Origin of the sequence: Pseudomonas sp. GD04058 (genome assembly GCF_029836855.1) — a bacterium.
Classification (GTDB): domain Bacteria; phylum Pseudomonadota; class Gammaproteobacteria; order Pseudomonadales; family Pseudomonadaceae; genus Aquipseudomonas; species Aquipseudomonas bharatica.
Window position 1 is genome coordinate 210,809 of sequence record NZ_JAOECN010000001.1, and the last position, 23,718, is coordinate 234,526.

The window sequence follows — 23,718 nt, forward strand, 5'->3', positions numbered from 1 at the left end:
CGAAACACTGATCTATCCATATTCACTTTACGTCTAATTGGAAGATCGATGCTTCGCCTGCGGAATAAGAGTTTCCATTTAAGGCTTCAGCCCTGACTCGCCGCAAATACCTTCGGACTATTTTTCAGATGCCGGGAAAGCATGTCGAAACAGGCGTTCGGCCGGTGCTCAAAGACCGGCAGCCGCCAACTGCGGCGCCACCCAGGCATCGACCTTGAACGGCTTGCGGATCAAGCGTTCCTTGGCCGCCAGGTCCACCGAGTCCTGCAATTTGCCGAGGAACACCGGGTCGAGGGTCGAGGGGAAGATCTCGCTCAGGCGCTGGTCCTTGAGGTCTTCCTGCAGGATCACCGGCGGGTAGCTGGCCAGGCCCGACACCAGCTGGATATAGGCTTCCTTGTTGCTGTCCTGGGTCAGCCACGCTACGGCCTGCTGCTGTGCCTTGAGCAGTTTCGCCACGGCTTCGGGGTGCTCGTCGACAAACTTGCCGGCGCCCACCAGCACGCTCTGCACACTGCCGGCACCGCCCAGGTCCTTGGTGCTCAGGGGCAGTTCGGCCAGCCCCTTGCTGCGCAGGGCCGAAAGTCCGGTGCTGCCCCAGGAGGCGTCGATCTGCCTGGCCGCCAGGGCCGCAATCGCCGCGTTGAAGTCGAGGTTGACCACTTTCAGGTCCTTCTCGCTGAGGCCGCGGCTGGCCAGGGCCGCGTCGAACGACAGTTGCGTAGCGGTACCACGGAACACCGCCACGCGCTTGCCCTTGAGGTCTTCCAGGGTCTTGATCCCGGAGCCCGGCACCACGCCCAGGTAATGTTTGATTCCACGCGCCGAGGCGCTGAGCAAGCGCGTATCCAGGCCATTGGACTTGCCGATGATGGCCGCCAGGTCGCCGAGATAGGCCAGGTCCACCTGGCCGTTGGCGAAGGCCTCGTTGATCACCGGGCCTGCGCCCTTGAAGAAATTCCACTGGATCTTGATGCCTTGGTCGGCGAAGGCCTTTTCGTAGATCTGTTGCTGGCGCAGCACATCCACCACCCCGCCACCGCTGTGCTGGGTCCCGGCGCTGAGGTCGGGCACGGCGATGCGGATTTCCTTGAGTTCGGCAGCCTGGGCCAGCAGCGGCAGGCAACCCAGGAGCCCAGCCAGGGCCGGCGCGGCGAACAAGCTGATTACGCGTTTGAAGGGAAGGTTCATGGGTGCGGCTCCTGAAGACCAAGGCTGTGAGGAGCAGAAGGTAGGCACGAAATCGACGAACATTTAAATACTATAAATTCACATTTTAATAACCATATTGAATAAACCAGCTATCACGGACGCTTCCGAGGATATGCAGGAGACACATGAAAAATATTCTTCAAATGCATTGGATGCGTGTCGGTAAAGGAGCCTTAAATGGCTTTTCTTATCTCTTAATAGTATCGATAAGAACTTTACTAGAAGCATAACGAATAAACCGTAAGCGCCGCTTTGCTGGCCAGGAGGCCCGCAAGCCCAGCGCCTGCGCCATCGTTCCATGCCATGCAGAACCCGACGACGGAGGTCATCCATGGCCCGTGTTTCCCTGCTCAGCCTGCCCTTGGCGGCACCGTCCAACGGACGCCCGGGCTGGCCCGCCATCCATCAGCGCCTGCTGCCCTGGCTGCTGCCCCTGAGCCTGTTCGTTTTGTGGTGGCTGGCCAGCCGCAACCTGTGGATGAGCGAGCAGATCCTGCCGGCTCCGGCGCTGGTCTGGAGCAGCGCCCTGGAGCTGGGCCGGGGCGAGCTGTGGGGCCATTTGGCGATCAGCCTGCAGCGCCTGGCCTGGGGCGTCCTGGCCGGCATTGCCGCCGGCGCCCTGCTGGGTGGGGCGCTGGGCTTCAGCCGGCGCCTGGAGCGGCTGGTTTACCCCACCTTCGCCGCCCTGGCGCAGATTCCGACCCTGGCCTGGATTCCGCTGTTCATGGTGTTTTTCGGCATCGACGAAATGCTCAAGCTGGTCGTGCTGGTCAAGGCCGTGGTGGTTCCCGTGACCGTGCACACCCTGGTGGGCGTGCGCGACGCCCAGCCCAGGCTGCGGGAAGCTGCCGCAGTGCTGCGCCTGCCTCCCGCGCTGCTGATCCGGCGCCTGGTGTTACCCGCCGCGCTGCCGGCGTTCATGGCCGGCGTGCGCCTGGCCCTGGCCACCGGCTGGACCTCGCTGCTGGCGGTGGAACTGCTCGCCTCCAGCGAAGGCATCGGCTACCTGATGGTCTGGGCGCGCCAACTGTTCATGCTGGACATCGTGTTCGTGTGCATCCTGGTGATCGGCGTACTCGGCGTGGGCATGGACCGCGGTATCGGCTGGCTCGACCGCACACTGGTGCACTGGCCGCACCCGGCCACCGCCGCCCTGGGCCGTGGTCCGCGCTATCAGGGCTGGCAGCGCCTGCAACCCTGGCTGCTGCCCCTGGCCTTGCTGGCCCTGTGGCAGCTGGCAAGCGCAGGGCAGTGGGTGGACGCCAATATTCTGGTCAGTCCGCTGCTGGTACTAAGCACCACTGTCGACGGCCTGCGCGACGGCAGCCTGCTGGGGGGCATGGGGCTGAGCCTGGGGCGCGCCCTTGGCGGCCTTGCCCTCGGCGGCGGGCTGGGCCTGGCCCTGGGCTTGCTGCTGGGAATGTCGCGCCTCGCTGAACGGCTGCTGGGATCGACCCTGGCCGCCCTCCGCCAGATCGCCATTTTCGCCTGGGTACCGCTGCTCACCGCCTGGTTCGGCCTGGGGGAACTGGCCAAGTGGGTGTTCGTCGCCATGGCCGCGTTCTTCCCGCTGTTCATCGCCACCCAGCGCAGCGTCGCCCAGCTCTCGCCGCAACTGGCCGAAGCCGCCCAAGTATTGCGCCTGAACCTCTGGCAACGGCTGCGCCGGCTGGTGTTGCCCGGTGCGGCGCCGGGCATCTTCGCCGGCCTGCGCATCAGCCTGATCTACGCCTGGATGGGCACCATCGGCGCGGAATACTTCATGCCTTCCAATGGCGGCATCGGCAGTCAGATGATCAGCGCCCAGCAACTGCTGCGCATGGACCTGATCATGGCCGGCATGCTCCTGGTGGGCTTGACCGGGGCCCTGCTCAATCGCCTGGGCCTACAACTCGAAACCCGCGCTACCCGCTGGAGACACGCATGAACGCACCCCTGGTCAGTTTCAATCACGTGGGCAAGACCTTCGCCGTCGCCGGTGGCGAGGTGGAGGCGATCCGCGAATTCAACCTGGACATCGCCGAGGGCGAATTCGTCGCCATCGTCGGCTCCAGCGGCTGCGGCAAGTCCACCCTGCTGCGCCTGCTGATCGGCCTGGACACCGAGTTCCGCGGCGAAATCCGGGTCGACGGCCAACGGGTCAGCGGCATCGGCAGTGAACGCGGCATCGTGTTCCAGGAGCATCGCCTGTTTCCCTGGCTGACCGTGGCCGAGAACATCGGCCTGGGCCTGGTCAACGAGCCATTGAGCGCCGCCGAACGCCAGCGGCGGATCGGCGATTTCATCGAGCTGGTGGGGCTCAAGGACTTTGCCCGGGCCTATCCCCATCAGCTTTCCGGCGGCATGGCGCAGCGGGTGGCGATTGCCCGCGGGCTGGTGGCCAGCCCGCGCATCCTGCTGCTGGACGAGCCCTTCGGCGCCCTCGACGCCCTGACCCGCCAGCAGATGCAGGACGAACTGCTGGCAATTCGCGAGCGGGCCAGAATCACCACGGTGCTGGTGACCCACGATGTCGAGGAAGCGATTTTCCTGGCCGATCGGGTGGTGGTGATGGAGCCGCGCCCGGGACGGATCAAGCGCGTGGTTCAGGTGACCCTGCCGCACCCGCGCCAGCGCAGCGGTTTCGACTTTCACCAACTGCGCGAAGAACTGCTCCACGAACTGACCAGCGACGATCACTACCAGGCCCCGCCGCCGGTGCAGATCCGCGACCTGCCCTTGACCTTCATTGCCTGCTGAACAGGAGTGCCGCGATGCCGCAACGCCCCAACTTTCTGGTGATCCTGGCCGACGACCTGGGTTTCTCCGACCTCGGCGCCTTCGGTGGCGAGATCGCCACGCCGAACCTCGATGCCCTGGCCTTCAATGGCCTGCGCCTGACCGATTTCCATACGGCCCCGACTTGCTCGCCGACCCGCTCCATGCTGCTCACCGGCACCGACCACCACATTGCAGGGATCGGCACCATGGCCGAAGCCCTGACCCCGGAACTGATCGGCAAGCCGGGCTACGAGGGCTACCTCAACGACCGCGTGGTGGCCCTGCCAGAGCTATTGCGCGAAGCCGGCTACCAGACCCTGATGAGCGGCAAATGGCACCTGGGCCTGACCGCCGAGCGCGCGCCCCATGCCCGGGGTTTCGAGCGTTCGTTCTCGCTGCTGCCAGGGGCGGCCAACCACTACGGCTTCGAGCCGACCTACGACGAACACACGCCCGGGCTGCTGAAATCGACCCCGGCGCTGTACATCGAGGACGACCGTTTCATCGATGAACTGCCTGAGGATTTCTATTCCTCCGATGCGTTCGGCGACAAGCTCCTGCAGTACCTGAAAGAGCGCGACCAGAGCCGGCCGTTCTTTGCCTACCTGCCGTTCTCGGCACCTCATTGGCCGCTGCAGGCACCTGAGGAGATCGTCGCCAAATACCGCGGCCGCTATGACGCCGGCCCCGAGGTGCTGCGCCGCGAGCGCCTGGAAAAACTCAAGGCCCTGGGCCTGATCGATAGCGAAGTCGAGCCCCATCCACTGCTCAACCTCAACGCCGAGTGGGATGCTCTCAGCGATGAGCAACGGCAACTGTCGGCGCGGGCCATGGAGGTGTATGCGGCGATGGTCGAGCGCATGGACTGGAACATCGGCCGGGTGGTGGACTACCTGCGCCAGCAGGGCCAGCTGGACAACACCCTGATCCTGTTCATGTCAGACAACGGCGCCGAGGGCGCGCTGCTGGAAGCCTTCCCCAAGTTCGGCCCGGAGCTTTTGACCTACCTCAACCAGCACTACGACAACCGCCTGGAGAACATCGGCCGGGCCAACTCCTACGTCTGGTACGGCCCGGCCTGGGCCCAGGCGGCCACCGCGCCGTCGCGGCTGTTCAAGGCGTTCACCACCCAGGGCGGGATTCGCGTGCCGGCGCTGCTGCATTACCCGCAACTGCCGCTCAAGGGGCAGATCAGCCACGGTTTCGGCACGGTGATGGACATCACCCCGACCCTGCTCGACCTTGCCGGCGTGCGCCACCCCGGCAAGCGCTGGCACGGGCGCGATGTAGCGCCGCTGCGGGGCAAGTCCTGGCTGGGCTTTCTCTCGGGCGAAACCGCCCAGGTGCATGATCAGCACACCGTGACGGGCTGGGAGCTGTTCGGCCGCCGGGCGATTCGCCAGGGCCAATGGAAGGCGGTGTACATCCCGGGGCCGGTGGGCCCGGCAACCTGGCAGTTGTACGACCTGGGCCGGGACCCGGGAGAGATTCACGACCTCGCCCGGGAGCAGCCGGACAAGCTGCGCACCCTGCTGCAAGAGTGGCAGCGCTATGTGGATGAAACCGGAGTGATCCTCAGCGAATCGCCGTTTCAGCCAGACTGAGCCGGCGAACGCTGATCGCCGTGGCTTAGAAGCGGAAAACTTCCATATCGGTACGAATCGGCGAAGCCATGGGAATCTTTGGCTTCTCCGGCTCCTTGCGTACCTGAACAGGTGCAGCCGGTTTCTTCGCCGGCGCCTCTTCCGCCAGCGCCGGCTGGTTGGCCAATGGCTTGAGCGCAGTGCTCAGTTGCTCGGCCAGCTTCTGCAGCAACTGGCCCTGGGCCTGGACCTGCGCCGCCGAACTGCCCGCGTGCGGCTGTTCGAGGTGCACGATACGGTTGTCCCGCACCTGGCCACGACGGTCCAGCAAGCGCCATTGCGCATCGAGGACCGCCGGTTGGTTCGCCCCGGAATCCAGGCGGGTGATCGACAGCAATACCTGTACATCCGGGTTGAAGCCGGTGCTGGCCGGGGCCAGGACCACGCGCTGGCTGTCCAGGCGCCAGGCCAGCTGGCGAACCAGCAACTGATCGATATCCGCCGACAGGCTGCCTGCCCAGCGACCGTCCGTCGCCGCAGTCAGGCTGCCGTCGCTCTGACGTTGCAGCAGGGTCTCGCGTTGCAGGTAATCGGCGACCGATACCGGCCCCAGCACCACCGACATGCCGGCCGCCTGCTTAGGCTGGCCCGGCTCGCCGCTGTCGAGCTGATACAGCGCAACCGGCTGGTGCATGCTGCACCCTGCCAGGCCGAGCACGCCGGTCAGCAGAAGAACAAATGGAAGGCGCAGAAAAGTCATCATCCCATCCAGGCGGCCACCACACGGCACCGCAGTGATACTCATGATTTCAGTCGGGCACCCGGCCACGCCGGCGCCACAGGGGGGCTATCATCCGCGAAAACACGCTCTGACTCCAGTATTTACGCCCGGAACGTGTAGGAAATTACCGTATCCGGGCGTGTTTTCGTACTACTCGGGAGTCTCGACCAGCAACGCATCGACCCGCTGGAAGCCACGCGGCAGCTTGTTGCCCCGACGGCCGCGTTCACCCTTGTAGTGCTCCAGGTCCTCGCCCTTGAGTGACAGGGTACGCTTGCCGGCCTGCAATACAAGGGTCGCCCCGTCGGAGAGTACTGCCATGTCGGTGACATATTCTTCACGAGTGGCCACCCGATCACCGGGTATGCCGATGATCTTGTTGCCCTTGCCCTTGCCCAGTTGCGGCAGGTCGCTGATCTTGAACACCAGCAGGCGGCCTTCGGTGGTCACTGCGGCCAGCCAGTTCTGCTCGCGGTCGGAAACCGGCCGCGGCGCCAGCACCTTGGCGCCGTTGGGCAGGCTGAGCAGGGCTTTGCCGGCCGTCACCTTGGCCTGCAAATCCTCGCCCTTGACCACGAAACCGTAGCCTGCGTCGGAAGCGACCACGTACAGCGCCTCGTCGTCCGGCATCAGCACGCATTCAAAAACCGCGCCAGGTGGCGGTTTCAGATGACCGGTAAGCGGCTCGCCGTGGCCCCGTGCCCCTGGCAGCTTGTGAGCAGGAAGCGAATAGCTGCGCCCGGTGGAATCGATGAACACGGCGAACTGGTTGGATCGCCCTGCCGCTGCCACCTTGAAGCCATCACCCGCCTTGTAGGCCAGGCCGGTGGCATCGATATCGTGCCCCTTGGCACAGCGCACCCAGCCTTTTTCCGACAGAACGACAGTGACCGGCTCGGTCGGCATCAGCTCGTTTTCCGACAGGGCCTTGGCCTCGGCACGGGCGACGATCGGCGAACGACGGTCATCGCCGTAGGTTTCCGCATCCTTGATCAGCTCGCTACGCACCAGCTTGCGCAGCTTGCTGTCGCTGCCCAGCAGGGCCAGCAACCTGGCCTGCTCTTTCAGCAGTTCTTCCTGCTCGCTGCGGATCTTCATCTCTTCCAGTCGCGCCAACTGGCGCAGACGGGTTTCGAGGATGTAGTCAGCCTGGGTCTCGGTCAGCTCGAAGCGGGCGATCAGCGCCTGCTTGGGCTGGTCTTCGGTGCGGATGATGTGGATCACTTCGTCCAGGTTGAGGAAGGCGACCAGCAAGCCGTCCAACAGGTGCAGGCGGCGCTCGACCTTGTCGAGACGGAACTTCAGCCTCCGACGAACGGTAGCAATGCGGAACTCCAGCCACTCCAGCAGCAGTGCGCGCAGGTTCTTTAATTGCGGCCGGCCGTCGAGGCCGATGATGTTGACGTTGACCCGGTAGCTCGACTCAAGGTCGGTGGTGGCGAACAGGTGCTGCATCAGTTCGTCCAGATCGACCCGGTTGGAACGGGCGATGATGACGATGCGGCACGGGTTCTCGTGGTCGGACTCGTCACGCAGGTCGGCGACCATCGGCAGTTTCTTGGCCTGCATCTGTGCGGCGATCTGCTCCAGCACCTTGGCCCCGGAAACCTGGTGCGGCAGCGCGGTAACGACGATATCGCCGTCCTCGATGCGATAGACGGCACGCATGCGGATCGAGCCGCGACCGCTTTCGTAGATCTTCAGCAGTTCGGCGCGCGGGGTGATGATTTCCGCTTCGGTCGGATAGTCCGGGCCCTGGATGTGCTCGCACAGCTGCTCGATGGTGGCTTTAGGCTCGTCGAGCAGGCGCACGCAGGCGCTGGCGACTTCCCGCAGGTTGTGCGGCGGTACGTCGGTGGCCATGCCCACGGCGATACCGGTGGTGCCATTGAGGAGGATATTCGGCAATCGTGCGGGCAACACGGCTGGTTCTTCGAGGGTACCGTCGAAGTTCGGCACCCAGTCAGCCGTGCCCTGGCCCAGCTCGCTGAGCAGCACTTCGGAATAGCGCGATAGGCGCGCCTCGGTGTAGCGCATGGCCGCGAAGGACTTCGGGTCGTCCGGCGCACCCCAGTTACCCTGGCCATCGACCAGGGTGTAGCGATAGCTGAAGGGCTGTGCCATCAGCACCATGGCTTCATAGCAGGCCGAGTCGCCGTGGGGGTGGAATTTACCGAGCACGTCACCGACGGTACGCGCCGACTTCTTGTGCTTGGAGTCGGCATCCAGGCCCAGTTCGCTCATGGCATAGACGATGCGCCGCTGCACCGGCTTCAGGCCGTCGCCGATATGCGGCAGGGCCCGGTCCATGATCACGTACATGGAATAGTTGAGGTAGGCCTGTTCGGTGAAGTCGGCCAGTGACCGGCGCTCTACGCCATCGAGGCTCAGATCAAGGGAGTCGCTCATGCGGGCCTCATCAGTTCAAGGTCTGGCGCAGCAGCAAGGTGCCGCCGCGCTGGGTGAATTCAAGTTGTTTCAGGGCACTCATGCCCAGCAATACCTGGCTGTCATCGAGGCCGGGGACCACCAGGGCGCGGACATCGCGCAGCAGGATATCGCCCAGTTGCACGCTGTCCAGCCGCGTCCGGTAGCCCTCGGTGCGGCCATTGGCGGTGCTCAAGGTTACCGATGCTCCGCGCTGCAGGCCGAAGTCCCGCGCCAGGGCCTCGGGAATCGCGACATCGGTGGCCCCGGTATCCAGCAGGAAATGCACGGCCTGACCGTTGATCAGGCCGTCGGCGACGAAATGCCCCTGGCCATTGCTGGCCAGGCGCACCTCGACGAAACCGTCACCATGTTGCGAGGTGATCTGGCTGTTGGGATTGACCTGCCGGTCTTCCCACGCGCCGAAAAAGCGCGTGGCAAGGAACAGGCCAGCCGCCCAGGCCAGAACCATGAACACCCGCCCGATGCGCTGGCCAGGGGTCTGGCTCATTTCTTCGCGCTCCAGCCGCCTTTCGGCGCGGCGAAACGCCAGACGATCGGGCGGTCCTCGCCATCGGCGCGGGTGCCGTTGTTGTTGTCGATACCGATCCAGGCACCTTCGGCGTCGATCACCAGGGCCTCGGCCAGGCCGTAGGGCTGGCTGTATTGCCGCTGTTCGGTCAAGGCTTCGCCGGCAAATGACCAGCAGCGCTCCACCTGCCCGCCCTGGGCGTCACGACGGCAGATGCGGTAGGCGTTGCGTTCCAGGGTGAACAGCTTGCCCTCGAACAGTGCCAGGTCGGAAAAGTCCCGCGACACCTCGCGGGCCTTGGGAAACTGGTCCGGCTGCATCTCGGTGCCGGCCTCGCTAAGCAGGACGCAAGCGTCGCCACAGGTCCAGGTGCTCTGCTTGCGGTTGACCAGCAACAGGCCGCGGCGCTCGCGCTCGGCAGCCAGCCACAGGCGGTCGCCGGCCGGGCTGACGGCAAGGCCTTCGAACAAGGCGTTGAAGTGCAGGAGCATGCCGCTGGCCCGGGCCTGACGGATCATCGCCGGATCGATCTTCAGCCAGTTCGGCTCGCCTTGCACCGGCACCTCCAGCACCGCAGCGTAGGCTTCGCTGACGATGTAGCGGTTGCCGGCCGCATCACAGCTGATGCCCTCGAAGTCCAGATCGCCGCCACGCACCAGCGAAGCCGCCCACTGCCGCGAGCGCAGCCCCAGCGGGAAGCCGGGATCCGGCACGGCTGGCGCCGCCAGCGGCTCGCCCAGCGCCTGCCATACATGGCTGGTGGTATCGAGCCTGTAGACCAGGTCGTCATCGCGGTCGGAAATGGTCCACAAGGTCCCGTTGCACTGCGCCAGCCCCGAGAGGTTGCCGCCGCGCATGCCTTCGACCGGATGCTCGCCGAGCAGGGTCAGCTCCGGCCACGGGTCGGCCATGGCCGGCGCTGCGGACAGGGCCAGCAGCGCCACGAGCAAGCCACGGATCAAGCCATGACCTCGGCCAGGTTGCCGTTGCTTTCAAGCCAGGACTTGCGATCGCCCGCGCGCTTCTTGGCCAGGAGCATGTCCATGATTTCGCGGGTCTGCTCGAAGTCGTCGAGGGTCAGCTGGACCAGGCGCCGGGTGTTCGGGTCCATGGTGGTTTCGCGCAGTTGCGGCGGGTTCATCTCGCCGAGGCCCTTGAATCGGGTGACCTGCGGCTTGCCACGCTTCTTCTCGGCCACCAGGCGGTCGAGGATGCCGTCACGCTCGGCTTCATCCAGGGCGTAGTAGATTTCCTTGCCCAGGTCGATGCGGTACAGCGGCGGCATCGCCACATAAACGTGCCCGGCCTCGACCAGCGGACGGAAATGCTGGACGAACAGGGCGCAGAGCAAGGTGGCGATGTGCAGGCCGTCGGAGTCGGCGTCGGCGAGGATGCAGATCTTGCCGTAGCGCAGCTGGCTCAGGTCGGTGGCACCCGGGTCGACGCCGATGGCCACGGCGATGTTGTGCACTTCCTGGCTGGCGAGGACTTCGCCGCCATCCACTTCCCAGGTGTTGAGGATCTTGCCGCGCAGCGGCAGGATCGCCTGGTACTCCTTGTCCCGCGCCTGCTTGGCCGAACCACCGGCAGAGTCGCCCTCGACCAGGAACAGCTCGGCGCGCATCGGGTCCTGGCCCGCGCAATCCGCCAGCTTGCCTGGCAGCGCCGGGCCCTGGGTGACGCGCTTGCGCTCGACCTTCTTGCTTGCCTTGAGGCGACGGCCGGCGTTGCTGATGGCCAGCTCGGCCAGTTGCATGCCCAGCTCGGGATGGGCGTTGAGCCACAGGCTGAACGCGTCTTTCACCACACCGGAGACGAAGGCGGCGGCTTCGCGGGAGGACAGGCGTTCCTTGGTCTGCCCGGAGAATTGCGGCTCCTGCATCTTCATCGAAAGGACGAAGGTGATGCGCTCCCAGACGTCTTCCGGCGCCAGCTTGACGCCACGGGGCAACAGGTTGCGGAACTCGCAGAACTCGCGCATCGCGTCCAGCAGGCCCTGGCGCAGGCCGTTGACGTGGGTACCGCCCTGGGCGGTAGGAATCAGGTTGACGTAGCTTTCCTGGATGCTGTCGCCACCCTCGGGCAGCCACAGCAGGGCCCAGTCCACGGCCTCCTTGTTACCGGCCAGGCTGCCGCAGAACGGCTCGTCCGGCAGGCGCTGGAATTCGCTGACCGAGTCGACCAGGTAGGAGCGCAGGCCGTCTTCGTAATGCCATTCGACTTTCTCGCCGGTGCTCTTGTCCTCGAAGGTGACCGACAGGCCCGGGCACAGTACGGCCTTGGCCTTGAGCACGTGCTTGAGGCGGCTGACGGAGAACTTCGCGGAATCGAAATACTTCGGATCCGGGGAGAAATACACGCTGGTCCCGGTGTTGCGCTTGCCGACGCTGCCGATGACTTCCAGCTCGCTGGCCTTGAAGCCGTCGGCGAAGGTCATCTGGTACTCGTTGCCATCACGCTTGACCCGCACCCGGACCTGGGTCGACAGGGCGTTGACCACCGAGATGCCGACGCCGTGCAGACCGCCGGAAAACTGGTAGTTCTTGTTGGAGAACTTGCCGCCGGCGTGCAGCTTGGTGAGGATCAACTCGACCCCGGATACGCCCTCTTCGGGGTGGATATCCACCGGCATGCCGCGACCGTCGTCGCTTACTTCAAGGGAATGGTCGGCGTGAAGGATCACCTGGACCGAACGGGCATGGCCGGCCAGGGCTTCGTCGACACTGTTGTCGATGACTTCCTGGGCCAGGTGGTTGGGGCGGCTGGTGTCGGTGTACATGCCCGGACGCTTGCGTACCGGGTCAAGCCCCGAGAGGACTTCGATGGCGTCTGCGTTATAGGCGCTAGCGCTGGGATTGGCCATGGGTTCTCGTCGTCGTTCGTGGGTGAAAATAAGCAATCAAAATACAGAAAAATCCAGGTCCTGATACGCCTTCGCATCAATGCCTGCGTAGGACAACAGCGCTGGCAGATGCAGGGCGAAGCGCTGGAAGCTGTGGTCTCCACCGGCTTCGATACGCAGGGCACAGGCCCGGTAGAAACGTTCGGCGCGGCGATAATCAAGGGTTTCGTCGCCGGTCTGCAGCCATACCTGGTAACGCGCGGCATCCTGCGGCGGCGGTACTTCCAGCGCCGCCAGGGCCTCGACGTGATCGTGGGTCAGTTCCCAGGTCTCGCCGGTGTAGTGGTTGGTCTGGGTGCCCAGGTAGCCGTCGAACAACTGGTGCGGATTGACCGCCGGGTTGATCAGCAGCGCCTTCAATCCATGCCGTTCGGCCAGGTGAGTCGCATAGTAGCCGCCGAGGGAACTACCGACCAGCAATGGCCGGCCCAGTTCGGCAATGTCGGCTTCGAGCTGGGCGATGGCCTGGCGCGGATGGTGATGCAGCGCCGGGATCCGCAGTTGCCCGGCAAGCCCCATGCGCTGCATGACCGCCAGCAACTGGCTGGCCTTCATCGAGCCAGGCGAGCTGTTCAAACCATGGATATAAAGGATCGAGCCCGACATTCCGCCCCCGGATTTCCTGAAATGCCCGCGAGTGACGGGCACAAAGACGCGCAGTTTAGCCTGATAAGAGGGAAATGATTCAGCTTTAGAGATTACGCGGTGCTTCAGTAGCCGTTGCCGTAGTCCACATCGAAGGCGAAATCACCAAGGCGCGAGACGCCGGTTTCCAGGCGACCATCGTCATGCAGGGCCAGCCAGCGGTAGCCGGGCGTACGCTGTTCATCGACCTTGAAATCCTCGCTGCGCGGCTCGAACTGGATGCAGGTGGACGGCGAGGCCAATAGCCGGCGCCCGTCGAGATGCTGGTCCCACTCCTGGTGAATGTGCCCCCAAAGCAGCGCCCGCACCTGTGGATAAGGTGCGATGGCGGCGAACAGTGCCTCGGGATTGCGCAAGCCGATGGGCGCCATCCAGGCGCAGTCGATGGAGATGGGCTGATGATGCAGGCACACCAGGCAGTGACGGCCATCGGCGCTGCCGAGGGCCTGGTCGAGCAGTTGCAGTTGATCGGCTTCCAGACGCCCCGGCACGCTGCCGGGAATCGACGAGTCGAGCATGATCACGCGCCACTTGCCGATATCGGTGACCGCCTCCAGCAGATCGGTGCCTGCCGCCACCCGCTCCATCGGCAGTGGCTCGTCGTGGTTGCCAGCCAGCCAGCGTGTCGGTGCTCCGAGCACTGCGGTCATCTCGCGAAACTGCCGGTAGGACGCCTCGCTGCCATCCTGGGACAGATCACCGGTGGCCAGCACCAGGTCGATACGCGGCTGTTCGGTGAGCACCTGGTCGATGACCCGTTGCAGGCTGTCACGGGTATTCATGCCCAGCAGGGAACCCTCGCCATCGGCGAACAGATGACTGTCAGAAAGCTGCACCAGCCGGACCGGGGCACTGGATGAGAGGGTTGCGTGCGGCAAGGGACCGTCTCCTTGGGGGAATCTGCACGATTATGGTGGGGAAGGATCGGAGGATCAAACCGCCACCAAGACCCCCGTCACATTTCAGCGAACCGCTTCGAGTTCGTGACCGCAGGCCAGGCAGTGGCTCAGCCACTCGCCGAGGAACAGGTTGAGCTGGGCCTTTTCGTCCGGCTGATGCATCGCCGCATTGGGGTAGGGATAGACACTGCGGAACCGTCGGGCGTGCTCGGCGCTGACCACCTCGGCCATGCGCGCGTCGTGATAGACCTGCACTTCCAGTTGCGGTACCGGCAGCCACGGCAGGCTGTGCTCCTGGCGCACGCGCAGGGTGGTGGTGTAGGGGCAGGCCTGCAGCACTTCCAGGGTCAGCACGCCAAGCATCTGGTCGCCCTGGGTCATGCCGATGCGCCGTGACTCCAGGGAGGTGCGCATCGCCGGGAGCAAACGCATCAGGCGTGCATAGTTCGCCTCGCAGGCAGCCTGCAAGCCAACCAGATCGACCCGATAGCGTTCACGCACAAGATTCACGACCACATCCCCCTGACTTCATCGCGGTTCAAGGCCAGCCACTGCAAGGCGATGATCGACGCCGCATTGGCAATCAGCCCGTCGCGCACGGCTTGCAGGGCATCTTCGAATGCCCAGACCCGCACGCGGATATCCTCGCCCTCATCTTCCAGGCCATGCAGCCCGCCAGCCCCCTCGCTGCTGCAACGACCGAGGTACAAATGGACCAACTCGTCGCTGCCACCGGGTGACGGGAAATACCGGGTCATCGGCCACAGCGCGGAGAAGGTCAGCCCAGCTTCCTCCTGCGCCTCGCGGTGCGCAACTTCTTCCGGCTGTTCGTCCTTGTCGATCAGACCGGCGACCAGTTCCACCAGCCAGGGATTGGCGGTCTTGCCCAGGGCGCCGACGCGGAACTGCTCGATCAGCACCACTTCGTCGCGCTGCGGATCATAGGGCAGGACGCACACCGCATCGTGGCGCACGAACAGTTCCCGGCTGATCTCCCGGCCCATGCCACCGGCGAACAGCTCATGCCGCAGGCGTACCCGGTCGAGGCGATAGAAACCCTGGAAGCAGGTGTCGCGCTGGACGATCTCGACGGCGGCTGGAACGGTGCTGGAGTTGTCTGTCATGGAAATCCTCGATGCCTCTATCTACAACGTCACATTCGACTTCGGGCTTGTGGCTTCGCGCCATCCTACCCCGCGTACCCTCGGCTTTCACCCTCTTTCAAGTCAACCCAAGGACTGCGAGGATAGGCACCGTCTGTCTAATCAAGGTTAGCGGCGAACCGACTGCCATGCCGGCGGTCCAAGGCCGATTACCGTCGTTCCAGAAGGATCATCATGACGCTTGCGAAACTGACTACCGTGGCCGTACTGGCCCTGGCCCTCGGGGCCTGCCAGAGCGTTTTCCAGCCCAACATGCGCAAGCCGCTGGAGGTCAAGCGCGAAGCCTGGGAGCACATCAAGCCCGGTTGCAGCGCCAGCGATTGCCCGCTGGTGAACATCGACACCCTGCACTTCCCGGCCCAGCCGCAACTGGACGCGGTGATCGAGCGTCGCCTGCTGCAGTTCGCCGCCGCCGGCGGACCGCTGCCGACCTCGCTCAAGGCCTATGAAGAGAGTTTCCTGCGTTCGGCGCAGAGCCGTAACAGCAGCTATCTGCAAGCCAAGGTACGCGAGCAGCATGACGGACTGGTGATCATCGAGCTGTCCAGCTACCTGGATACCGGCGGCGCCCACGGCAACCCCGGCCGCGCCTTCATCAACTGGTCGCGCCAGCAGGAAAAGGTCCTGACCCTGCAGGACATGCTGGTTCCGGGCCAGGAAGAGACGTTCTGGAAAACCGCGCAAGAGGCCCATCGCGGCTGGCTGATCTCGACCAAGATGGACCAGGACCCGGAATTCGTGAAGAACTGGCCGTTCCAGAAAACCCCGAACATCGCCCTGACCTACGGCGCAGTGGTGCTCAAGTACGACGTGTACGCCATTGCGCCCTACGCCATGGGCCACGTCGAACTGAAGATCCCCTACCCGCGCCTCAATGGTGTGATCAAGCCGGAACTGTTCCCCGGCCGCGGCTGAAGCTGAACAGCCCGTGCAGCACCCCTGCCAGCAGCAAGGCCGGCAGGGTCGCACCGACCTCCGGCATATGGTTCGCCAGCAGATGGTAGGTTGCCACGCCGCCGGCCCATGCCAGCACGGCGCCGAAGTGCAGCGAACCGACCTGCGCCGGCAGGCGACGCCGGCGCAGCACGAAGTGGTCCACCAGCACCACGCCGAACAACGGCGCGAACACCGAGCCGATCAGCAGGAGGAAGTTCTGGTACTGCGCCAGCGGCGCGAAACAGGCGATCAGGGTGCAGACCACGCCGATCGCCAACGCCAGGTGCTCAACCTTCAGGCGTAGCAGCAGGCCGCTGGACACCGCCGCCGAATGGATATCGGCGAAGGCGTTTTCCGACTCGTCGAGCAGGATCAGCAGCAGCGGAATACCCAGGCCCGCACCCGCCAACGCCAGCAGCAAGGCGTTGACTTCACCGCTCGGGGCGAACGCCAGGGTGTACGCCACGCCCAGGCTCATCAGCCAGAAGTTACCGATGAAGAAGCCCAGCGCGGTACCGCCGAAAACCCGGCTGGCGCGCTTGCCGAAGCGCGAGTAGTCGGCTATCAGAGGCAGCCACGACAGCGGCATGGCAATGGCGATGTCGAAGCCCACCGCCAGCGACAGGGTGCCGTCACCCGCCTTCGTCCACAGAGCGGACAGGTCGGCCTTGGCGAACAGGTTCCAGGTCAGCCACAGGCAGGCGCCAAGCAGCAGCCAGATCCCCCATTTGCGCAGGATGCGGCGCACGAAGGTCAGCGGACCACTGACCGCCAGCAAGGTAGCGAGACCGCCGAAGAACAGGGTCCACAGCAGCGGGCTGTTCCAGACGCTGCCTTCGCCGAATGACTGCGCGCCAAGCAGGCTGGCGGCGTCGCGCATGACGATGATCTCGAAGGATCCCCAGCCGATCAGTTGCAGCAGGTTGAGCACCGCCGGCAGCGCCGCGCCGTGCCGGCCCAGGCTCAGGCGCAGGGCGGCCATGGCCGAAAGGCCGGTGTCGCTGCCGATCACCCCAACCGCGGCCAGCAGCAGAACGCCGACCAGGGTGCCCAGGGCGATGGCCAGGATCGACCCGGCCAGCCCCAGGCCCGGCGCCAGCAGCGCGCCGGTCTGCAGGACCATCAGGCCGATGCCGAGAGAGAACCACAGGGAGAACAGGTCACGGGCGCCGAAGATGCGCTGGTGGCCGGGGACGGGGGAATCGGGGGAGTAGTTGCTGGGTAGGGACACGATAGGGTCTCGGCGGGCGTTTTTTTGTTGGTTTCGAGGGCCTCATCGCTGGCTTGCCAGCGATCGGGGCCGCCTCGGCGGCCCCGGTTCACCTCAGACTTTCTTGTACAACTGGCTGCCTTCCTGGCGGAACCGCTCGGCCTGCTCGCGCATGCCGTCCTCGACCGCCACGTCCACCGCGTCGATGCGCTGGTTGGCGGCGTATTCGCGTACTTCCTGGGTGATCTTCATCGAGCAGAACTTCGGCCCGCACATGGAGCAGAAGTGCGCGACCTTGGCCGAGTCCTTCGGCAGGGTCTCGTCGTGGAACGAGCGCGCGGTGTCCGGGTCCAGGCCCAGGTTGAACTGGTCTTCCCAGCGGAATTCGAAACGTGCCTTGCTCAACGCGTTGTCACGGATCTGCGCCCCCGGATGCCCTTTCGCCAGGTCCGCCGCATGGGCGGCGATCTTGTAGGTGATGATCCCGGTCTTGACGTCATCCTTGTTCGGCAGGCCGAGGTGTTCCTTCGGCGTGACGTAGCAGAGCATGGCGCAGCCGAACCAACCGATCATCGCGGCACCGATGCCGGAGGTGATGTGGTCGTAGCCTGGCGCGATGTCGGTGGTCAGCGGGCCGAGGGTGTAGAACGGCGCCTCGTCGCAGCATTCCAGCTGCTTGTCCATGTTTTCCTTGATCAGTTGCATCGGCACGTGGCCGGGCCCTTCGATCATGCACTGCACGTCATGCTTCCAGGCGATCTTGGTCAGTTCGCCAAGGGTTTCCAGCTCGCCGAACTGCGCTTCGTCGTTGGCGTCGGCAATCGAGCCGGGACGCAGGCCGTCGCCCAGCGAGAAGCTGACGTCGTAGGCCTTCATGATTTCGCAGATTTCTTCGAAGTGGGTATAGAGGAAGTTCTCCTTGTGATGCGCCAGGCACCACTTGGCCATGATCGAACCGCCGCGGCTGACGATGCCGGTCACCCGCTTGGCCGTCAGCGGCACGTAGCGCAGCAGCACGCCGGCGTGGATGGTGAAGTAGTCCACGCCTTGCTCGGCCTGTTCGATCAGGGTGTCGCGGAACAATTCCCAGGTCAGGTCCTCGGCCACGCCATTGACCTTTTCCAGGGCCTGGTAGATCGGTACGGTGCCGATCGGCACCGGCGAGTTGCGGATGATCCACTCGCGGGTTTCATGGATGTGCTTGCCGGTGGACAGATCCATGACCGTGTCCGAGCCCCAGCGGATGCCCCAGGTCAACTTGGCCACTTCTTCCTCGATGGAAGAGCCCAGGGCGCTGTTGCCGATGTTGCCGTTGATCTTCACCAGGAAGTTGCGGCCGATGATCATCGGCTCCAGCTCCACGTGGTTGATGTTGGCCGGAATGATCGCGCGGCCGCGAGCGATTTCCTCGCGGACGAACTCGGGAGTGATCTCCTTCGGAATGCTCGCGCCGAAGCTGTGCCCGGCGTGCTGCTGATCGAGCAGGCCGGCTGCACGGGCTTCCTGCAGCTTCATGTTTTCGCGCAGCGCAACGTATTCCATCTCGGCGGTGATGATGCCCTTGCGCGCATAGTGCATCTGGCTGACGTTGGCCCCGGCCTTGGCCCGGCGCGGGTTGCGCACGTGGGCGAAGCGCAGCTTGGTCAGCTCGGGGTCGTTCAGGCGCTGCTGGCCGAAGTCGGAGGACAGGCCGTCGAGCCGTTCGGTGTCGCCGCGGTCGTCGATCCAGGCCGAACGTACGTCGCCCAGGCCCTTGCGCACGTCGATCACCACATTGGGGTCGGTGTACGGGCCGGAGGTGTCGTACACCAGCACCGGGGCGTTGGGCTCGCCGCCGAAGTCGGTGGGGGTATCGTCAAGGCTGATTTCCCGCATCGGCACGCGGATGTCCGGACGCGAGCCCTCGACATACACCTTGCGCGAACGGGTGAAGGGTTGCACGGACTGCTGATCGACCTGGGCGGACTCGCTCAGGTTGGACGGGTATTTTTCTTGTTTGCTCATCACAGGCTCTCCAGACGGGTTGGATGTCGGAGTGAACCTGATGGAGGCACGGAGAATGCACCTGGGGCGGTGCTGTGCAGAATGCGGGGGTGTCTGGCGGCCTGCTGCGGCTGACTCGACATTCCCGGACCCGGCACAAGAGGGCTCGCGGGAAGCGAGCAATCTTGTTCCCTACGCAGGCGCTAACCTGATCAGGTTCAACGGGATCCGGAATTTCCGATCTCAGCCTCAACGCAAGGCACCCCGACAAGAACTCGCGCAGTCTAGACCGGCGCGAGCACAAACGCCAACACTCCGGACACCAGCGTGACAAATGGCGCAATTGCCAGATTGTTGCAAACTGCCAGCGCAACTACACTCGCAAGTTCAGAATTACCTTCTTCGTTCAAGGACCGCCCTATGCTGCGCAAACTTTCACTGGCGCTTGCCGTGTCTTGTGCTTCCAACGGATTGGCCTGGGCAGCAGACTTGCCGCTGTCGAGCAAAACCGACCTGGTCAGCGTTTACAACGAGGCCGTCAGCAACAACGCCGACCTTGCCGCCGCCCGTGCCGACTATGGTGCCCGTCGCGAAGTGGTGCCCCAGGCCCGCGCTGGCCTGCTACCGAATCTGTCTGCCGGCGCCGAGATGATGAATACCCGGACCAGCATCGATCAGCCATCGATCACTGCCAGCCGCAGCGGCAACACCTGGAGCGCGACCCTGGCCCAGCCGATCTTCCGCGCCGACCGCTGGTTCCAGTTGCAGGCAGCCGAAGCGGTCAACGAGCAGGCGGCCCTGGAGCTGTCGGCCACCGAGCAGAACCTTATCCTGCAAAGCGCCGAGAATTACTTTGCGGTGCTGCGCGCCCAGGACAACCTGGCCTCGACCAAGGCCGAGGAAGCAGCCTTCAAGCGCCAGCTCGACCAGTCCAACGAGCGCTTCGACGTGGGCCTTTCGGACAAGACCGACGTACTGCAATCCCAGGCCAGCTACGACACCGCGCGGGCCAACCGGATCATCGCCGAGCGCCGCGTGGCCGACGCCTTCGAAGCCCTCGTGACCCTGACCAACCGCGACTACAACTCTATCCAGGGCATCGTCCATACACTTCCGGTGCAGGTGCCGATCCCCAACGATGCCAAGGCCTGGGTGGACACCGCGACCCAGCAGAACCTCAACCTGCAAGCGACCAACCACGCCGTTCAGGCCGCCGAGGAAACCCTGCGCCAGCGCAAGGCCGGGCATGCCCCGACCGTCGATGCGGTAGCGCGCTACGAAAAGGGTGACAACGACAGCCTCGGCTTCAGCAACCCGAACTACACCGGGCAGCGCTATGGCGGCGACGTGGAGCAGACCAGCATCGGCCTGCAGTTGAATATCCCGATCTACAGCGGCGGCCTGACCAGCTCGCAGGTGCGCGAGGCCTACCAGCGCTTGAGCCAGACCGAGCAGCAGCGCGAAAGCCTGCGCCGCCAGGTGGTGGAGAACACCCGCAACCTGCACCGCGCGGTAAACACCGATGTGGAACAGGTTCAGGCGCGCAAGCAGTCGATCATTTCCAACCAGAGCGCGCTGGAAGCCACGGAAATCGGGTACCAGGTGGGCACGCGCAACATCGTCGATGTACTTGACGCACAGCGCCAGCTGTACACCTCGGTGCGCGACTACAACAACACCCGCTACGACTACATCCTCGACAACCTGCGCTTGAAGCAGGCCGCCGGAACCTTGAGCCCGCAGGACCTGCAGGACCTGGGGCGCTACCTGAAGCCGGACTACAACCCGGACAAGGACTTCCTGCCGCCCGACCTGGCGGCGGCGGCCAAGGCCAATTTCGACAGCCGTCCTTGAGGCCCAGTGGGACCGCTTTGCGGTCCTTCGCGGGCAAGCCACGCTCCTACAGAGAATCGCGTACTTCTGTAGGAGCGTGGCTTGCCCGCGAAGGGCTGCAAAGCAGCCCCAGACCATCGAGCAAACGCTGCAAAGCCCCCTGATTGGCCCGCATCACAGCCACGCCCGCCTCGCCCATCTTCCGCGCATCCCGCGGCAACTCGATCAGCCTTCTCACCTCGGTCGCCAGGCCCTCGGCGTCATCGACCTGCTCCAACGCTCCCGCCTCGCGCAACATCGCGCTGATTTCCAGGAAGTTGAACACATGGGGCCCCATGATCACTGGTAAGGCTAGTGCCGCCGGCTCCAGCGGGTTGTGCCCACCGGTCGGCACCAGGCTGCCGCCGACGAAGGCGATATCGGCCAGGGCATACAGGAACAGCAATTCGCCCATGGTGTCGCCGAGCAGCACCCGGGTCTGCCCGTCCACCGCGGCGCCGGTGGAACGACGCACCGTGGCGAAGTGTTCGGCACACAATTGATGGACCGCGTTGAAACGCTCGGGATGCCGCGGCACCAGGATCAACAGCGCGTCGGCATGGGCGTCCAGCAATTGCTTGTGCGCAGCCAGGATCAGCGCGTCCTCGCCGTCGTGGGTGCTGGCGGCAATCCACACGGGACGCTGGGTCGCTCCCCACTGCCCGCGCAGCTCACGGGCGCGCGGCAGCAGGTGCTCGTCGATCTTCAGATCGAACTTGATCGAGCCGGTCACCTGCACCGTCGCCGGACGCGCGCCCAACTGGCGAAAGCGCTCGGCCTCGGCCTCGGTCTGCACGGCGAACAGGCTCATTTCCTCCAGCATCGGCCGGGTCAGCCCGGAAAAACGCGCGTAGCCCCGGGCCGAACGCTCGGATAGCCGGGCGTTGGCCAGGGCTATCGGAATCCCGCGCTTGGCGCATTGGTGGATATGGTTGGGCCACAACTCGGTTTCCATGATGATGCCCAACTGCGGTCGCGCCTTGTCGAGGAAACGCGCCGCCGCCCAGGGCAGGTCATACGGCAGGTAGCAGTGCTGGATGCGCGGTTCGCCGGCGAACATCGCGCGGATCCGTTCCGAGCCGGTGGGGGTCATGCAGGTTACCGTGATCGGCAACTGTGGATAACGCTCCAGCAGCCCACGGATCATCGGCGCCGCGGCGATGCTTTCGCCCACCGACACGGCGTGGACCCAGATACCGCCGGGCTTGAGCGGCGGCAGGCCGATGGCGAAGCGCTCGCCAATACGCTGGCGATAGGCCGGCGCCTTGCGCCCACGCAGGAACAGGCGCAGCGCAACCAGCGGCAGGCCCAGGTGAAACAGCAGGGTATAGAGAGTTCTGTTCATGGCGCGGGAGTTTACAAGGAAGCATCAGCCAGTGCCTCTTTGTTGTCCTTGAGGGCCTCATCGCTGGCAAGCCAGCTCCCACAGGGCCTGTGGGAGCTGGCTTGCCAGCGATGAGGCCCGAAAGCTCACCCCATTTCCCGCAGATGCACAGCAAACCTTTCCGCCAACCACTGCGCCGCCGGCCCCAGCGGCTCGTCCCGGCGCCAGGCCAGTTCCACCACCAGCGCCGGCGGACGCCACTCGCAATCCAGCTCGACCATCTGCTGTTGATAAGCCGGGTACTGCACCACATGCCTCGGCAACCAGGCCCATCCCAGGCCGCGCTGCAACAGTTCGGCCATCACATAGAAACTGTCCGCGCGCCAGACCAGCGGGCTGGCCGGCTCGCCCCCGGCATAGCCGCTGTCCCGCGGGTTGACCAGCAACTGCCGGTGCCGCGCCAGATGCTCGCAACTGACCCGCCCCACCGTCGCCAGCGGATGCCCCACGGGACACACCGTGACCATCTCGATACTGCCCAGCACACGACGCTCCAGCGCATCGGGCACCCGCTCGTGATGGAACATCAAGCCCAGGTCCGCGCGCCGTTCGACCAGTTGCCGCGCCACATCGCCCTGGGCGCTGCTGGCCAGTTGTACTTCCAGCAGCGGGAACTGCAGCGACAACTCGTCCAGGCTCTCGATCACCGGTGGATAAGGCATCGCCTCGTCCTGGGCCAGGCGCAGGCGCGGTTCCTGCCCGCGCATCAACGCCGAGGCCCGCCCTTCAAGGCGCTCGCACTGGCGCAGCAACTCCTTGGCATCCTCTAGCAGCGCCGCTCCCGCTTCGGTCAACTGTGGCTGACGCCCGCTGCTGCGCTCGAACAGGGTCAGCCCGAGGTCGGTCTCGAGCAGTGCGATGGCGTTGCTCACCGCCGACTGCGCCCGCCCCGCCGCCCGCGCCACGGCGGAAAACGAACGCTGCTCGGCCACTTCGACGAACAGGCGGACCTGCTCCAGACTCCATTGCGCTTGAATCATGCAACCTATCTCCACGGCAGATAGGAAATGACTTTACCGCATCTGGCCAGGTTCTAGAATGCGCGAGCCATCAGAGGAGTGCCCAGTCATGAATGCCTACACCTATCTCGCCATCGCCATCTGCGCCGAAGTCATCGCCACCGCTTCGATGAAAGCGGTCAAGGGCCTGAGCACCCCGTTGCCGTTGCTGCTGATGGTGTGCGGTTACGGCGTGGCGTTCTGGATGTTGACCCTCGTAGTGCGCAGCATTCCGGTGGGCATCGCCTACGCCATCTGGTCGGGCCTGGGCATCGTTCTGATCAGCATCGTCGCCCTGGTGATATACGGCCAGAAACTGGACCTGCCGGCCGTGCTGGGCATGGGCCTGATCGTCAGCGGCGTGGTGGTGATCCAGCTGTTCTCGAAAACCGCCGGGCATTGATGCCGGAAAAGCGCCCAACAGGCTTATA

The 23,718-nt window shown here is 64.7% G+C and carries 20 protein-coding genes and 1 riboswitch; of the genes, 6 read left to right on the plus strand and 14 right to left on the minus strand.

Translation table 11 applies throughout. The features are described 5' to 3' along the window. Positions 1-168: 168 nt before the first annotated feature. The gene (locus N7650_RS00905; RefSeq protein ID WP_279896579.1) at positions 169-1,191 is read right to left on the minus strand and encodes an ABC transporter substrate-binding protein; all 1,023 of its coding nucleotides are present in this window, start codon (positions 1,189-1,191) and stop codon (positions 169-171) included. 352 nt (positions 1,192-1,543) lie between these two features. Here N7650_RS00905 and N7650_RS00910 point away from each other — a divergent pair, with 352 nt between their 5' ends. Genes N7650_RS00910 through N7650_RS00920 form a run of 3 tightly spaced genes read left to right on the plus strand, consistent with a single transcriptional unit; the run spans position 1,544 to position 5,576 of the window. After that, positions 1,544-3,139, plus strand: a complete 1,596-nt coding sequence (locus N7650_RS00910) for an ABC transporter permease subunit (protein WP_279896581.1) — start codon at positions 1,544-1,546, stop codon at positions 3,137-3,139. Then, positions 3,136-3,951 carry an ABC transporter ATP-binding protein gene (locus N7650_RS00915; protein WP_279896583.1) on the plus strand — a complete coding sequence of 272 codons (816 nt, stop codon included), beginning with the start codon at positions 3,136-3,138 and terminating at the stop codon, positions 3,949-3,951. The genes N7650_RS00910 and N7650_RS00915 overlap by 4 nt, the downstream gene beginning before the upstream one ends. A 14-nt stretch (positions 3,952-3,965) precedes the next feature. Then, positions 3,966-5,576 (plus strand): arylsulfatase, encoded by a 1,611-nt coding sequence (locus N7650_RS00920; protein ID WP_279896585.1) that lies wholly within the window; start codon positions 3,966-3,968, stop codon positions 5,574-5,576. 25 nt (positions 5,577-5,601) lie between these two features. On the opposite strand, the gene N7650_RS00925 is transcribed toward N7650_RS00920, so the two are convergent. The 9 genes from N7650_RS00925 to N7650_RS00965 form a co-directional block, all read right to left on the minus strand. Continuing rightward, positions 5,602-6,315 (minus strand): PqiC family protein, encoded by a 714-nt coding sequence (locus N7650_RS00925; protein ID WP_009399522.1) that lies wholly within the window; start codon positions 6,313-6,315, stop codon positions 5,602-5,604. A gap of 171 nt (positions 6,316-6,486) precedes the next feature. Next, positions 6,487-8,745, minus strand: a complete 2,259-nt coding sequence (parC, locus tag N7650_RS00930) for a DNA topoisomerase IV subunit A (RefSeq protein ID WP_009399521.1) — start codon at positions 8,743-8,745, stop codon at positions 6,487-6,489. 10 nt (positions 8,746-8,755) lie between these two features. Beyond that, the gene (locus N7650_RS00935) at positions 8,756-9,274 is read right to left on the minus strand and encodes a TIGR02281 family clan AA aspartic protease (protein ID WP_009399520.1); all 519 of its coding nucleotides are present in this window, start codon (positions 9,272-9,274) and stop codon (positions 8,756-8,758) included. Beyond that, the gene (locus N7650_RS00940; RefSeq protein ID WP_279896589.1) at positions 9,271-10,257 is read right to left on the minus strand and encodes an esterase-like activity of phytase family protein; all 987 of its coding nucleotides are present in this window, start codon (positions 10,255-10,257) and stop codon (positions 9,271-9,273) included. The genes N7650_RS00935 and N7650_RS00940 overlap by 4 nt, the downstream gene beginning before the upstream one ends. After that, positions 10,254-12,158 (minus strand): DNA topoisomerase IV subunit B, encoded by a 1,905-nt coding sequence (gene parE, locus N7650_RS00945; protein ID WP_009399518.1) that lies wholly within the window; start codon positions 12,156-12,158, stop codon positions 10,254-10,256. Before parE ends, N7650_RS00940 begins: the two co-directional genes overlap by 4 nt. 36 nt (positions 12,159-12,194) lie before the next feature. Continuing rightward, positions 12,195-12,803, minus strand: coding sequence for a YqiA/YcfP family alpha/beta fold hydrolase (locus N7650_RS00950; RefSeq protein ID WP_279896591.1), 609 nt, complete (start codon positions 12,801-12,803; stop codon positions 12,195-12,197). Between the two features lie 104 nt (positions 12,804-12,907). Continuing rightward, a complete protein-coding gene (cpdA, locus tag N7650_RS00955; protein WP_279896593.1) occupies positions 12,908-13,720 on the minus strand; it encodes a 3',5'-cyclic-AMP phosphodiesterase in 813 nt (270 codons plus the stop codon). Positions 13,721-13,804: 84 nt separating this feature from the next. After that, the gene (locus tag N7650_RS00960) at positions 13,805-14,257 is read right to left on the minus strand and encodes a DUF1249 domain-containing protein (RefSeq protein WP_009399515.1); all 453 of its coding nucleotides are present in this window, start codon (positions 14,255-14,257) and stop codon (positions 13,805-13,807) included. After that, entirely contained in the window at positions 14,248-14,865 is a 618-nt protein-coding gene (locus N7650_RS00965; RefSeq protein ID WP_279896596.1) for an NUDIX domain-containing protein, read from the minus strand. Before N7650_RS00965 ends, N7650_RS00960 begins: the two co-directional genes overlap by 10 nt. A gap of 213 nt (positions 14,866-15,078) precedes the next feature. Between N7650_RS00965 and N7650_RS00970 the strand changes: the two genes are divergently transcribed. Further along, positions 15,079-15,819, plus strand: a complete 741-nt coding sequence (locus N7650_RS00970) for an RsiV family protein (protein ID WP_279896598.1) — start codon at positions 15,079-15,081, stop codon at positions 15,817-15,819. On the opposite strand, the gene cytX is transcribed toward N7650_RS00970, so the two are convergent. After that, on the minus strand, positions 15,788-17,071 hold the full coding sequence (cytX, locus tag N7650_RS00975; protein ID WP_009399512.1) for a putative hydroxymethylpyrimidine transporter CytX: 1,284 nt from the start codon (positions 17,069-17,071) through the stop codon (positions 15,788-15,790). The genes N7650_RS00970 and cytX overlap by 32 nt on opposite strands. Before the next feature lie 93 nt (positions 17,072-17,164). Then, the gene (gene thiC / locus N7650_RS00980; protein WP_064301489.1) at positions 17,165-19,054 is read right to left on the minus strand and encodes a phosphomethylpyrimidine synthase ThiC; all 1,890 of its coding nucleotides are present in this window, start codon (positions 19,052-19,054) and stop codon (positions 17,165-17,167) included. A 151-nt stretch (positions 19,055-19,205) separates the two neighbouring features. Beyond that, positions 19,206-19,310, minus strand: a riboswitch (TPP riboswitch). A gap of 143 nt (positions 19,311-19,453) precedes the next feature. Here thiC and N7650_RS00985 point away from each other — a divergent pair. Next, positions 19,454-20,887 (plus strand): TolC family outer membrane protein, encoded by a 1,434-nt coding sequence (locus N7650_RS00985; protein ID WP_009399510.1) that lies wholly within the window; start codon positions 19,454-19,456, stop codon positions 20,885-20,887. 46 nt (positions 20,888-20,933) lie between these two features. Here the strand turns inward: N7650_RS00985 and waaA are convergent, their stop codons facing one another. Both waaA and N7650_RS00995 read right to left on the minus strand, forming a co-directional pair. Beyond that, a complete protein-coding gene (gene waaA / locus N7650_RS00990; protein WP_009399508.1) occupies positions 20,934-22,250 on the minus strand; it encodes a lipid IV(A) 3-deoxy-D-manno-octulosonic acid transferase in 1,317 nt (438 codons plus the stop codon). Between the two features lie 125 nt (positions 22,251-22,375). Continuing rightward, positions 22,376-23,266, minus strand: coding sequence for a LysR family transcriptional regulator (locus N7650_RS00995; RefSeq protein ID WP_085982843.1), 891 nt, complete (start codon positions 23,264-23,266; stop codon positions 22,376-22,378). A gap of 91 nt (positions 23,267-23,357) precedes the next feature. Here N7650_RS00995 and N7650_RS01000 point away from each other — a divergent pair, with 91 nt between their 5' ends. Next, complete coding sequence (locus N7650_RS01000) at positions 23,358-23,690, plus strand: SMR family transporter (RefSeq protein ID WP_009399408.1); 333 nt, start codon at positions 23,358-23,360, stop codon at positions 23,688-23,690. The last annotated feature ends 28 nt before the right edge of the window (positions 23,691-23,718 follow it).